The sequence below is a fragment of the Thiosulfatihalobacter marinus genome, from assembly GCF_016019955.1.
GTDB lineage: Bacteria > Pseudomonadota > Alphaproteobacteria > Rhodobacterales > Rhodobacteraceae > Shimia > Shimia marinus_A.
The window spans coordinates 19,890-33,037 of sequence record NZ_JAECRZ010000007.1; the positions used below are offsets into that span (position 1 = coordinate 19,890).

Below are 13,148 nucleotides of genomic sequence, written 5' to 3' on the forward strand. Positions count from 1 at the left end.
CACGAAAAAAGCCCCGGCAGCGCGCCGGGGCTTTGGATTTTCTTAACCCGTCGGGTTTACGTTTTGGCGAGGTTGCGCAGCACGTAATGCAGCACGCCGCCATGTTCGACATACTCGATCTCGGGCGCGGTATCGATCCGGCACTTCAGGGTGATCGTCCTGGTGGTGCCATCGGCATAGGTGATGTCGCAAGGCACTTCCTGCAACGGTTCGATCGTGTCCAGCCCGCGGATAGACACCGTCTCGTCACCGGTCAGGTCCAGCGATTTGCGGGTGTCGCCACCAGTGAATTCGAACGGGATCACACCCATGCCCACCAGATTCGAGCGGTGGATACGCTCGAAGCTCTCGGCAATCACGGCCTTGACGCCCAGAAGCGCGGTGCCCTTGGCTGCCCAGTCGCGCGACGAGCCCGCGCCGTACTGTTCGCCGCCAAACACCACCAGCGGGGTACCTTGTTCCTGATAGGCCATCGAGGCATCGTAAACGCTGGTCTGAGCGCCGTCGGGCCCCTTGGTATAGCCGCCTTCGACACCATCCAGCATCTCGTTCTTAATGCGGATATTGGCGAATGTGCCGCGCATCATGATCTGGTGATTGCCGCGACGCGACCCGTACGAGTTGAACTCGCGCACCGGCACCTGACGTTCGGTCAGGTATTTGCCGGCCGGGGTGGACTGGGCAAAGGAGCCGGCGGGCGAGATGTGGTCTGTTGTGACCATGTCGCCCAGGATCAGCAGTACCTTGGCGCCGTCGATATTCGAAATCGTACCCGGCTCGCTGCTCATGCCCTGAAAGTAGGGCGGGTTCTGGACATAGGTCGATTTCACCGGCCAGTCATAGGTTTCGCTGTCAGTGGTCTCGACGGCCTGCCACTTTTCGTCACCCTTGAACACGTCGGCGTATTTGCTGACAAAGGCTTCGCGTGTAACGGTTTTTTCCACCAGCGCGGCAATTTCGTCATTGCTGGGCCAGATGTCTTTCAGATACACGTCGTTGCCATTCCTGTCCTGGCCGATCGGCTCGGATGTCAGGTCGATGTTCATGTCGCCGGCCAGTGCATAGGCCACAACCAGCGGCGGCGAGGCCAGGTAGTTGGCGCGCACATCCGGGCTGATCCGGCCTTCGAAGTTGCGGTTGCCCGACAGCACGGCGGTGGCGACCAGATCGCCTTCGTTGATCGCCTTGGAAATCTCCGGCTGAAGCGGCCCCGAGTTGCCGATACAGGTGGTGCAGCCATAGCCCACCAGGTTGAATCCGATCGCGTCCAGATCTTCCTGAAGGCCCGCGGCTTCCAGATACTCGGTCACGACTTGGGAACCGGGCGCCAGCGAGGTTTTCACCCAGGGCTTGCGGTTCATGCCCAGCTCGCGCGCCTTGCGTGCCACAAGTCCCGCGCCGATCAGCACATAGGGGTTGGAGGTGTTGGTACATGAGGTGATCGACGCGATCACCACCTTGCCCGAAGACATGGTGTAATCCTCGCCTTCGACCGGTACTTCCTTGCCCTGCGGACGCTTGAAGGTTTCCTTCATTTCCTTGTCGAAGGCTTCCTTGGCGTTGGTCAGGGGCAGATAGTCCTGCGGACGCTTGGGGCCGGAGATTGCCGGCACGATTGTGCCCATGTCCAGCTCCAGCGTGTCGGTATAGACCGGTGCATAATCCGCGTCCCGCCAGAAGCCGTTTTCCTTGGCATAGGCCTCGACCAGCGCGATGCGGTCCTCGTCGCGTCCGGTCTGGCGCAGATAGCGCAGGGTCTCGCCGTCGATCGGAAAGAAGCCGCAGGTTGCCCCGTATTCCGGGGCCATGTTGGCGATGGTTGCGCGGTCGGGCAGGGGCAGGCGGTCAAGCCCGTCGCCGTAAAACTCAACAAACTTGCCCACAACACCCTTGGCGCGCAGCATTTCCACGACCTTCAGCACAAGATCGGTAGCGGTGGTGCCTTCGACCATCGCGCCGGTCAGCTTGAAGCCGACAACTTCGGGAATCAGCATCGAGATGGGCTGACCCAGCATCGCGGCCTCGGCCTCGATCCCGCCAACGCCCCAACCCAGAACGGCCATGCCGTTGACCATGGTGGTGTGGCTGTCGGTGCCGACCAGCGTGTCGGGATAGGCTACGGTTTCGCCGTTCTGGTCCTCGTCGGTCCACACGGTTTGCGCCAGGTATTCAACGTTTACCTGGTGGCAGATGCCCGTGCCCGGCGGCACAACACGGAAGTTGTTGAACGCGTTCTGACCCCATTTCAGGAACTGATACCGTTCCATGTTGCGTTCGTATTCCCGATCCACGTTCATCTGGAAGGCGCGCGGGTTGCCGAATTCGTCGATCATGACCGAGTGGTCGATGACAAGGTCAACGGGGTTCAACGGGTTGATCTTTTGCGCGTCACCTCCCAGGCCCTTGATGCCGTCGCGCATCGCGGCCAGGTCCACCACGGCGGGAACGCCGGTGAAGTCCTGCATCAGGACACGGGCCGGGCGATAGGCGATCTCGCGGGGGTTCTTGCCATTGTTGGCACCCCATTCGGCAAAGGCCTTGATGTCTTCGATCGACACCGAGAAACCGCCATCCTCGAATCGCAGCATGTTCTCCAGAACCACCTTGAGCGATGCCGGCAGTTTTGAAAAATCTCCCAGACCGGCCTCTTGCGCGGCGGGGATCGAATAATAGGAAATGGACTTGCCATTGACCGTAAGCGACTTGCGGGTCTTGGCGGTATCCTGTCCGACTTTGATGGGCATGTTGGCCTCCCTCAGATCAGAAAAATGGGGTCTCGCTGGCGCTGCTTTTGACCTATCGGCGCGCGGCAATCAAGGGGGCGTGCGCATTTTTTGTATACCATTGCACACAGAAAACGCGGCTTTCCCCCGGTCTCGCAAAACGGTGATTGGCATTTAAGGCTTTGAAGCCCTAGAAAAGAACGGGGATGACATGACATGAGAAAGACATACACATGATCCGCAGGTCAGGATTACTCGCGACATTATGGCTCATCCTGGCCAGTGTCGCGACCGCGCAGGATCGGCCGGTCGTGGTCGAACTTTACACGTCTCAGGGATGTGCATCCTGCCCGCCCGCGGTTTCCTTTTTCCGCAAGAATCTGGCCGATCGGGACGACGTGATCGCGTTGGCGCTTCACGTCGATTACTGGGACTATATTGGCTGGAAGGACAGTTTTGCCGCCCCAGCCTACAGCGCACGTCAGAAAGCGTTTGCCAGGGCGTTGGGGAAACGGTCCGTGTATACGCCACAAATGATCGTGGACGGCGAGGATGACGTGGTTGGCACTTATCCCGACAAGGTTGAAGGCCTGATCAAGGCACACAAGTCGGCGCTGTCTCCGGTGGATCTGAAAATAGAACGCCGGGGCGACAAGGTGTGGATCGCTGCCAGATCCAGCGTGAGCGTCGCAATGGATGTGCAACTTGTGCGCTATGTTGACGAAGAGATCGTCAATATCCGTGGCGGTGAAAACGCCGGGCGCATCATGACGTACCGAAACATTGTCAATGACTGGAAGGTTGTCACCAAATGGAACGGCGACCGGCCGCTGAACATTGAAACAACCGCGCCGGGCAGCGCGCCGGTTGTCGTTTTGATCCAGAGGGCGGGGAGCGGGCCCATTCTGGCGGCGGCGCGTTTGCGCTAGCCGGAGCGGCGGCCGAACGTTTCGCGATACCAGACATAAATCCCTGCCGCCGCGATGATTCCGGCCCCCAGAAGCGACCACCGATCCGGCCATTCCCGAAAAAACAGGAGCCCCCAGATCGTCGCGAAAACCAGACCGCAATAGGCGAAAGGCGCCAGCATTGCCGCCTCGCCCTGTGACAGGGCGCGTATCAGGCACAGCTGGCCCAATGTTCCGAAGACCGCCAAAAGCGTCATCAACCCCCAGGCCGTGATTGACGGGGTTTGCCATGCGGGCACGACCAGAATGGTCATGATCGCTGTACCGATCAGACCGGTATATACCAGCGAAGTCCACACATCCTCGTCACGCCCCACGAAACGCGTGGTCAGCGCATAGGCGGAATAGCAGGCGGCGCCAATCAGCGGAAAAACCGCGTAGAGGGTAAAAACGTTTCCGCCCGGGCGAATGACAATCAACGCACCAATCATGGCCACCGCGATACCCGATACCCGACGTATGCCAAGCGGCTCCCCCAGGAACAGCGCCGCACCCAACGTGACCAGAACCGGATTCACATTCATGATCGCGGTTGCCTCGGACAGGCCGATATTGGCAATTCCGACAAAAAAGAATGCGGTCGTCAGGAGCAGAAGCAGCGAGCGGGCGAGTTGCAGTTTCGGGTACCTTGTCTTCATCACGCCCGGGAACCGATGGGCGACCAGCCCCAGGACAAGCACGGTTTGGCCCGTGTAACGGGCCCAGAGGGTGGTGGTAATGCCGACTTCGCGCGCCAGTGCCTTTGCCGAGGCATCCATCGCCGTAAAGAACAGAACCGCGGCCACCATCAAAAGGATGGCGCGGGCCCGGGTGCCGGGATCAGGGAGAAGGTTGGGCATGTTCGACCACGGGAAAGGGAGTTCCTGAACTTGCTAAGCATCTGGGCCCGGTCTGTCTAGTCTTCCGTTTCCTCTGGCCGGATCAGCTTCAGCTCTCCGGCCGCCTCCAATTCGCGGATTGTGGTCGTCACCCGCGCCAGAGCGGCCTCTCCTTCGCGGGCAGACACGGCGCCGCGTTCTTCGACCGCGTCGCGCAGCTGATCGGCCAGCCGGGCAGATATATTGTCAAGCAGGAAGGTTGTGGTCGTGCCTGCTTCGCCTTCCGTGGCATAGGCGAGCGCGGTGACCAGTGTTTCCTCGTCTACGTCCTTCACCACGCGCGGCAGGTCGCGTGGTTCGACGCGCTGTGGAATATGCGCATAGGTGAAGATCGTCTTGCGCACCTCTCCCGCGAAATCGGCATCGGTTTCGTCCAGGGCGCTGAGCAGGTCGTCGCGGGTAGAGGCGGTTGACGAGTTCAGGATTGCGCCGACCCGATTGACGGGGGCCTCGTCAAAGGCGCGGGGGGGCACATCGTCCAGTTGGCTGGCCAGGGTCAGCCCGATACGGTCCACGGCGGCCGGCGTGATAGTTCCGGTCATGGACACCGCATAGGTGATGCGCCGTGCCTTGTCGCCGGGCAAGGCGCCAAGCAATTCGGCCGCCTTTCCGACATCCAGCTTCGAGATCGTGACGGCGGCAACCTCGGTGCTTTCGGCATCCACCAGATCCTTCAGTTCTGCAACGGAAAGCCCGCGGATACGCTCCCAGGGATCGCCCGCCAGGCGCACGCCGGCCTCCTTGCGCAGGCGCGCGGCGGTCATCGGGCTGATCCGCCCCTCCAACGCGGACAGCGCGCCGGGCATGCCGCCGGGAAAGGACAGGCCGATGGATTCCAGCTCCTGGGCAAATTCCATGAGGACAGCGCCCAGCGTCGTGCGGTCGACATAGCCCATTTCCCCCATCAGATAAGTCAGATCGGCCTGCATCGCGTCGGGCAATTGGGTAAGGGCAACATCGGCGCCCTCGTTCAGCAGGAAACGCACGATGATCGCAGCCTTGTGCCGCTGGGTCAGGCGCGGGTTGGCCTTGGGTGGCGGGGCCGGGGGGGACAATCGGGCAAGCGATGTTGGCGTGGTCATGTCAGAGTTCCAAGTGTTGGGGCCACCTAAGCACCCAACACTGAAGAATTCCTGAATGTCACCGCTCAGAAATTGTAGGTCGCACCGGTTTCGATTGCATTCGTCAATGATTGTTCGGCCCAGGTGCCGCTGCCACCCCGAACGCGGATCTGTAACAGCTCGGCCCGCGCCAGTACCAGATCCCCCGCCTCGACATGGGCCTGACCCTTGTAAGAGCGTGCCAAATGGTTGTCGGGATTGGCGGCAAGTGCCTTTTGGTAATAGGTCATACCAAGTTCGACATTACCCAGCTTGCGGTGGGTGAAACCCCAATAGGTCAGCACGCGATCATCGGATTGGTCCGGCATGGCCGCCAGAACGCGCTGTGCTTCCTCCAGCCGGCCGGAATAGGCCAGTTCGCGCACGGCATGGTAAAGCGCATCGTCGCTCAGCCCGGAATTCTCCGGATTGACACAGCGCTTCTTCTTGTCGCTCCAGACTTTGCCGGTCTTGCACTCTTTCGTGGTTTGGGTGGGCTTGGGCGCCACGCTGCCGCCGCCGCCGGCCGCAAGTAGGGGCAAGGGAGAAAACGCCGCGAACGCGGTGGCAAGAACGGCTGCCTGGCCAAAGCGGATCAGTGTCATACAGACCTCCTGGTTACATACGCAGCCTAGCATAGCGCATGGCTGGAACGAAATCACGGAGGTGTCAGCGTTGAAAGAAAAGGGCCGCAGCAATCTGCCACGGCCCCAACCAAAGGCGATATGGTTTCCGGCTCAGTCGCCAAAGACCCGCCTGAAGATCGTGTCGACATGTTTGGTGTGATAGCCCATGTCGAATTTTTCGTTGATCCCGTCGACACCCAGTGCCGAAACAACAGCTTCGTCTGCCAACAGCAATTCGCGGAAATCAAGGCGCTCTTCCCAGACTTTCAGGGCGTTGCGCTGCACCATCGAATAGGCGTCTTCGCGGCTGACGCCGGCCTGGGTCAGCGCCAGAAGGACGCGCTGCGACATCACCAGACCGGGAAACTTGTTCATGTTGTCCAGCATGTTGTCGGGAAAGATCAGCATCTTTTCGACAACGCCGGCCAGACGGTTCAGGGCAAAATCCAGCGTGATGGTGGCGTCCGGGCCGATGCCGCGTTCCACCGAGGAATGCGAAATATCGCGTTCGTGCCAAAGCGCCACGTTCTCCATCGCGGGGATCACGGTCATGCGCACCAGACGCGCCAGACCGGTCAGGTTTTCGGTCAGAACCGGGTTCTTCTTGTGCGGCATCGCCGACGAACCCTTTTGGCCCATCGAGAAGAATTCCGCGCCTTCCAGAACCTCGGTGCGCTGCATGTGGCGGATTTCGGTGGCGATGTTTTCGATCGACGACGCAATCACGCCCAGCGTGGCAAAGAACATGGCGTGACGATCGCGCGGGATCACCTGGGTGCTGATCGGCTCGGGGCGCAGGCCCAGTTTTTCGCAGACATGTTCTTCGACCGCCGGGTCAATGTTGGCGAACGTGCCGACTGCGCCGGAAATCGCGCCCGTGGCCACTTCCCAGCGCGCTTTTTCCAGGCGGTTCTTGTTGCGGTCCATCTCGGCGTAAAAGCGGGCGAAGGTCAGGCCCATCGTTGTGGGCTCGGCGTGGATGCCGTGGCTGCGGCCGACGCGCACGGTGTTCTTGTGCTCCATCGCGCGGGTCTTCAGCGCCGCCAGCACCTTGTCCATGCCCTTCAGCAGGATGTCGGCGGCGCGCACCAGTTGCACGTTCAGGCATGTGTCCAGCACGTCCGACGAGGTCATGCCCTGATGCACGAAACGCGCTTCTTCGCTGCCGACATGTTCGGCAAGATGAGTCAGGAAGGCGATGACATCATGTTTGGTGACGGCTTCGATCTCGTCTATGCGGGCCACGTCGAATTCCACGTCCTTGGCTTTCCACACGGCCTCGGCGTTTTCGCGCGGGATGACGCCCAGATCGGCCATGGCGTCACAGGCGTGCGCCTCGATTTCGTACCAGATCTTGAACTTGGTTTCCGGCGACCAGATGGCAACCATTTCGGGGCGGGCATAGCGAGGGATCATGTCACGGCCTTGTGTATTGGGAGCGTTCGCGCGCGGTTTAGACTGGTGGGCGACAAACAACAAGGCAGGAGCGCCAGGATGGGACGGTTTGCCCTTGTCGCCGGGTTGCTGGCGAGCGCCGCGGGCGCACAGGACTGGCGCCCGCTCGTCGGGGAGGAGATCGCGGCATTCCTGACAGATCGCGAAGTCGGCTATGACAGGGCATGGCAACGTTTCTTCGCCTCTGGCCGCACGCTTTACAACGCCGGGCAGGTCAGCTGGGGATACTGGCAGGTGCGCGGCGATCGCTATTGCAGCCAATGGCCCCCAAGCAGGTTGTGGGACTGTTATCTCGTGCAACGCCAGGGAACGGATGGTGTCCGGTTTGTCGGCCCGGATGGATCCGCCACGACCGGGACGCGTCGCCCATGAAACGTATCGGGCTGTCCCGGGCTGGACATGGGGGCGGTTCGAACTAGGATGGTATCAGATTTGCAGGAGAAATTGAGACGTGACCCCAGGATTTCGGTTAGCGACGGTCTCGGCGGCCCTTGTGCTGGCTGTGGGCCTTGCACATGCAGGTACGCCCGTGACGTATACCGACGGCGACAAGCCGGTTTTCAGCATAGAAGTGCCTGATTTCTGGAAAGTGCGGGTTGGGGGCGATCGTTCGCTGACCCCACCGGGCGAAGAGGAATCGCGGGTTGTCGAGCGGGTGATCGGCTTGCAACCCGAAAAGGACAGCGGGGTATGGATCGGGTTTGTCTCTCCGGACGGTCTGCGCACGCTGGACGAGGCCGAGGACTATGCCAGATCACTGGCACAGCAGGTTGCAAAGGGTGCGACTGTCACCGATTTGGAAAGCCGCCGTATCGCCGGCTATCCCGCGCGCGTCTATCGCGGGCAGGGGCGCCGGGACAATCAGACAGTATTTTTCACGGTGTCCCTGATTGACCTGCCCAACGGGCGTGTGGTGTTCAGTATGACCGCGCTGAGCGCGGATTACGCGCCGGACGCATTGGTGGATGTCAACGCCATCTACAATTCCATACGGTCACGTTGAGGGAGGTCGCGATGAAGCTGTTCTCAAAATCCGCACTTCGCCTTGGCGGGCTGCTCGTTGCCGGCGGACTGACACTCAGCGCTTGTGAAAGCACCGGTGTGACCGGCACGGCACAAGTGGGCGTGTATTATGATTCGATGATGTGGAACGACTATTACCGGCCGCGACCGCCGCGACCGCCGCGTCCTGTCCACCCGATCGAACGACCACCCCGTCCGGTCCATCCCATTGCGCCCAGGCCGCCGGTTGCCAGGCCCACACCGCGCCGCTGATCAGGCCGACACCAGTTCGGTGATCACCCGACTGTTGCTTTCCAGCGTCCGGTGCACGGGGCAACTGTCGGCAATTTCCAGAAGCCTGGCCCGCTGTGAGTCATTCAGCGGGCCTGTCAGCCGAACCACCCTGCGAAACGTATCCACCTTGGACTGACGCCCTGTTTCGGCGTCGTGGGCATGGATCTTGTCATGACAGACATCCACCTGGACATGTTCCAGGGGCCATCCCTTTCGTCGCGCATACATGCGCACCGTCATCGACGTACAGGCCCCCAGCCCGGCGGACAGGAAGCCATAGGGTGACATGCCGCGATTGGTGCCGCCATAGGCCAGCGGTTCATCCGCCAGGGCATGATGATAAGGACCGGCATTGATATCCTGCAAAAACCCTGCGGGATCGGCTTCGTTGACCCGAATGATCCCTTCGGGCGCACCGGGTGGCGGGGCAGGGGGGCGCAGATCAAGGTAGCGCCCGGACCATGCGGCAATCACCTCTGCTGCATATTCCGCATCTTGTGCGCGGCTGACCAGATGATCGGCCTCGTCGAGGGTGACAAAGCTCTTGGGGTGCTTGGCCGCGCCGAAAATCTGGCCTGCATTTTCGATGCCGACAACATCGTCGCGTGGTCCGTGCATCACAAGCAAGGCTCTTTGAAGATTGCCGATCGCCGAGGCAAGGCGCACTGAAGACACGTCTTCGACAAAGGACTTGCGTATGGTGAAGGGACGCCCGCCAAGGGAGACTTCCGCCTCGCCCTTCTGCGCGATCAGGTTCAGCGCGTCGCCGAAATTATGGGTCACATGGCCCGGATCGAACGGCGCGCCGATCGTCACGACGGCGCGCGCCGAGTCAATCTCGCCCGCCGCCCGCAAGATCGCCGCGCCGCCCAGGCTATGGCCGATCAACAGGGCGGGGGGCAGCCCCTGGTCCGACAGGTGGCGCGCGGCCGCGACCAGATCGTCTACATTGGAACTGAAAGTCGTATTGGCGAATTCGCCCCCGCTATGGCCAAGCCCGGTAAAGTCGAATCGCAACACGCCGATCCCCATTGCCGCCAACCGCGCCGAAATACGCCGCGCGGCGGGAATATCCTTGGAGCAGGTGAAACAATGAGCAAACAGCGCGGTTGCAAGATGCGGTCCGTCCGGCAAATCGAGCCGCGCGGCCAGCATGTCACCGGAATGGCCGGGGAAAGTGAGGCGTTTGGTGGGCATGGGCGGTCCTTTGGTTGGCGTATCTCCAACCTGCGCCCGCAAACCCGGCCCGCCAAGGGGCGTGTCGGGTGGATCACGTCATGGTGACGCATCGAGAGCGTCAGGTTGGCTCGCCCATCAGGACCGGATCGAACGGATAGGTGGACAGGTTTTCATACCCGTCTTCCGTGATCAGCACCTGATCCTCCAGTTTGATCGAAAAATCGCCGCCGCTTTCACCGACAAGCGCCTCGACGCACAACACCATGCCCGGCTCCAGCGCGTAGTCGAACGCGCCGGGCACGGCCTTGTCGGAATAGGCGACAAGCGGCCACTCGTCACATAACCCGACGCCATGCATCAGACAGCCATATTTCTGACCCCAGAATTTTTCGTCCAGCTTGTGGGCATTGGCCGTCAGTTCGGGGATGGTTATTCCGGGCCTGAGCATGTCCATATTGGTCATGATGTGTTCATGGGCGTGGCGCATGGCATAGACCATCGTGTTGGTCGGCTTGGCGTCGCCCACCCACCATGTGCGGCTTATGTCGATACAGATGCCATAACTGCTGATCAGATCGGTATCGAAGGCCACGATCTCGTTGTTTTGCACGATCCGCGGCCCGCATTCCTGAAACCACGGGTTCGTGCGGGGCCCGGATGTCAACAGGCGGGTTTCGATCCATTCGCCGCCACGGCGGATGTTTTCGGCGTGAAGAACGGCCCAGATGTCATCTTCCGAGGTGGCGCCGAGCGGTATGTTCTCGCGCGCGAACCGCTCCATCTCGGCGACCGCGCTTTCGCAGGCGTGATTTGCGCAACGCATGGCCAGGATCTCGTCCGGTCCCTTGACCGCGCGCGCCTTTTCGGTGACTTCCTCGCCCTCCATGATCTCCAAACCCTGCGCCTCCAGCGCGCGCAGCCCGTGCAGCATGATCTTGTCGACGGCCAGCCGCCGATTGCCGGGGGCATGCGCCTGCATCAGGATGCGGACTTCGTTTGAGAAAGTATCCGCGGCCACGTCGATCTTGTCGCCGCGATCAAAGTAGAACAGGTCGGCCCCCGAGCGGGCTTCGCGCACCAGGGGATTGAACGAGGACAGGAAGGGCGAATTCTTGTAGTCCCAGATCACCATGTAGCCATCCGCGCACAGCAGAACCGCGCGAAACGGGTTGTGCGTGTTCCACAGCTGCATGTTGGTGCTGTCGGTGGCATAACGGATGTTGAGCGGATCGAACATCAAAAGACCGCCATAGTCGCGGTCCACCAAATGCTGCGTCAGCCTTTTCCAGCGATGCTCGCGCATGGCGGCGAGATTGGGCAATTCCAGCCCCGCACCCGCCCATTCGTCAAAGGCGAGCCGGGTCGGGCCGATTTCGATTCGGTTTGCGTCGTTCGGAGAACCGTCACCCAGAGTGGTGCCGCGCGTCGGATCGATTTTGCGGATGTCGCGGTAGTGATGGTTCATGGTGATCTCCCTTGTCGGCGATGCCTAGTCTGAGCGGGCGAATCGCCCACAGTCGTGCCTGTTTCCGACGCGGCCATGTCTTTTTGAGATGCGTCGCGGCGGTTCCATGTCTAGAAATGGCCCATGATCCCCGTTCTCCAGAAAACCATTCCTTTTGACCCTTTCGACCGCGCGGCGCTTCCGGGTATCGCGCCATTGCCGCCTGAAGAATGGTTGCATGTGGATGATGCCTATGCCGGGCAGATGCACCTGCGCGAGGCGATATTGCGCACACGACGCAAGGATGTTGTGGCGGTGGACGCCGGCGCGATGCCTGCGGCGCAGGAACTGCTTGTGCGGGTGCTGGAACAGTTGACGCGGCGAGAAGGCTTTGCGCGGCGTGGCAACGTGATGATCTGTCCGGATGGTCGCGAGGTTTCGGTCGAGGCCGACGACCCTTTGGGGAGCGTCGGGCGGCTGGTTCAGGAAGACATGTGCCTTTTGCAGAAACACGGGGACCAGCATGTATTGACCGGCGCGGTTTTGTGTTTTCCCGCCAGCTGGAGCCTTTCGGAAAAGTTCATGAAACCCCTGACCGATATCCATACACCAGTTTCGGGCTATGACGAAAATATCGCGAGTCGGGTGCAACGCCTGTTCGACGGGGTGCGAAAAGAGCGGCCGCTATGGCGGCGAAACGCGTTGTGGTACAACGATCCTGCCCTGCATCAGCCGCGCCATGAAAATGCGCCGCGTGACCATGTGAACACGCAGACCGCGCCGTATTTGCGATCCGAACTTCAATCCATACTGCGCCTGCCCGACAGCGACGCGGTGGTGTTTTCGATCCATACCTTTGTGTTGGCACGTGAAAACCTGCCGGATCCGCATGACAGGGATGATCAGAATGCGCCCATTGCCAATCCGGCGCCAAATGCCTGACCCAGTGCCCGGCAATCTTCGTGTTGTTGGCGGGTCAGGGTCTTGCGGGCAAGGATTGCTTCGGGTGATTGCGCGTGGGTACACAGGATAAAGGGCGGCTGGACTTCCCTCAAACGCCAGCCTGTCGCGATCCGTGCCAGCTGCCGTGCCGCGTTGCTTCCATCGGAACCGGCGCAGATCATCTGGGCGTAGGGGCGGCCTTCGATCCGACCCAGTACAGGGTAATAACACCGGTCGAAAAAGGCCTTCATTTCACCGGACAGCGCGGCAAGGTTTTCCGGAGCGGCGAATATGTAACCCTTGGCCGACAGCAGGTCGTCAGGCTGAGCGTCCTGGGCGCGCAACAGCATTGTCCGGCATTCGGTGCTGGCGCCATCTAAGGCGCTTTGTGCCATCTGACGGCTACCGTCGGTGCGGGAATGATAGACGATCAAAAGGTCAGACATGGCGGGGTTTTCTGATTACGCTCGTGCTACTTTAACGCGACGCCAGCAATGTCGCGAACCGGAATTTTGCAAAAATTCCGTGCCGTTTTCT

Annotated in this window: 12 protein-coding genes; 4 read left to right on the forward strand and 8 right to left on the reverse strand. The window is 60.9% G+C overall.

Annotation, left to right across the window (positions count from 1 at the left end; genetic code table 11):
* Window positions 1–56: 56 nt before the first annotated feature.
* Window positions 57–2,744, reverse strand: a complete 2,688-nt coding sequence (gene acnA / locus I3253_RS11740; RefSeq protein ID WP_197917870.1) for an aconitate hydratase AcnA — start codon at window positions 2,742–2,744, stop codon at window positions 57–59.
* Between the two features lie 212 nt (window positions 2,745–2,956).
* On the opposite strand from acnA, the gene I3253_RS11745 reads away from it, so the two are divergent.
* On the forward strand, window positions 2,957–3,652 hold the full coding sequence (locus I3253_RS11745) for a DUF1223 domain-containing protein (protein ID WP_197917871.1): 696 nt from the start codon (window positions 2,957–2,959) through the stop codon (window positions 3,650–3,652).
* On the opposite strand, the gene I3253_RS11750 is transcribed toward I3253_RS11745, so the two are convergent.
* From I3253_RS11750 to purB, 4 genes are all read right to left on the reverse strand, one after another.
* Window positions 3,649–4,530 carry a DMT family transporter gene (locus I3253_RS11750; protein WP_197917872.1) on the reverse strand — a complete coding sequence of 294 codons (882 nt, stop codon included), beginning with the start codon at window positions 4,528–4,530 and terminating at the stop codon, window positions 3,649–3,651. The two genes, I3253_RS11745 and I3253_RS11750, sit on opposite strands and share 4 nt — an antisense overlap.
* A 56-nt stretch (window positions 4,531–4,586) precedes the next feature.
* Window positions 4,587–5,651 (reverse strand): flagellar motor switch protein FliG, encoded by a 1,065-nt coding sequence (locus tag I3253_RS11755; protein ID WP_197917873.1) that lies wholly within the window; start codon window positions 5,649–5,651, stop codon window positions 4,587–4,589.
* 65 nt (window positions 5,652–5,716) lie between these two features.
* Entirely contained in the window at window positions 5,717–6,274 is a 558-nt protein-coding gene (locus tag I3253_RS11760; RefSeq protein WP_197917874.1) for a tetratricopeptide repeat protein, read from the reverse strand.
* Window positions 6,275–6,406: 132 nt separating this feature from the next.
* Window positions 6,407–7,711 (reverse strand): adenylosuccinate lyase, encoded by a 1,305-nt coding sequence (gene purB, locus I3253_RS11765; protein ID WP_197917875.1) that lies wholly within the window; start codon window positions 7,709–7,711, stop codon window positions 6,407–6,409.
* A 78-nt stretch (window positions 7,712–7,789) separates the two neighbouring features.
* On the opposite strand from purB, the gene I3253_RS11770 reads away from it, so the two are divergent.
* Complete coding sequence (locus I3253_RS11770) at window positions 7,790–8,122, forward strand: hypothetical protein (RefSeq protein WP_197917876.1); 333 nt, start codon at window positions 7,790–7,792, stop codon at window positions 8,120–8,122.
* A gap of 79 nt (window positions 8,123–8,201) precedes the next feature.
* Complete coding sequence (locus tag I3253_RS11775; RefSeq protein ID WP_197922344.1) at window positions 8,202–8,753, forward strand: hypothetical protein; 552 nt, start codon at window positions 8,202–8,204, stop codon at window positions 8,751–8,753.
* Window positions 8,754–9,025: 272 nt separating this feature from the next.
* Here the strand turns inward: I3253_RS11775 and I3253_RS11780 are convergent, their stop codons facing one another.
* A complete protein-coding gene (locus tag I3253_RS11780) occupies window positions 9,026–10,243 on the reverse strand; it encodes a bifunctional alpha/beta hydrolase/OsmC family protein (RefSeq protein ID WP_197917878.1) in 1,218 nt (405 codons plus the stop codon).
* A 100-nt stretch (window positions 10,244–10,343) separates the two neighbouring features.
* Window positions 10,344–11,690: a dimethylsulfonioproprionate lyase DddP gene (gene dddP, locus I3253_RS11785; RefSeq protein WP_197917879.1), complete on the reverse strand. Its 1,347-nt coding sequence runs from the start codon at window positions 11,688–11,690 to the stop codon at window positions 10,344–10,346.
* A 123-nt stretch (window positions 11,691–11,813) separates the two neighbouring features.
* On the opposite strand from dddP, the gene I3253_RS11790 reads away from it, so the two are divergent.
* A complete protein-coding gene (locus tag I3253_RS11790; RefSeq protein WP_197917880.1) occupies window positions 11,814–12,611 on the forward strand; it encodes a heme-dependent oxidative N-demethylase family protein in 798 nt (265 codons plus the stop codon).
* Here the strand turns inward: I3253_RS11790 and I3253_RS11795 are convergent.
* A complete protein-coding gene (locus I3253_RS11795; RefSeq protein WP_197917881.1) occupies window positions 12,572–13,057 on the reverse strand; it encodes a flavodoxin family protein in 486 nt (161 codons plus the stop codon). The genes I3253_RS11790 and I3253_RS11795 overlap by 40 nt on opposite strands.
* Between the last annotated feature and the right edge of the window lie 91 nt (window positions 13,058–13,148).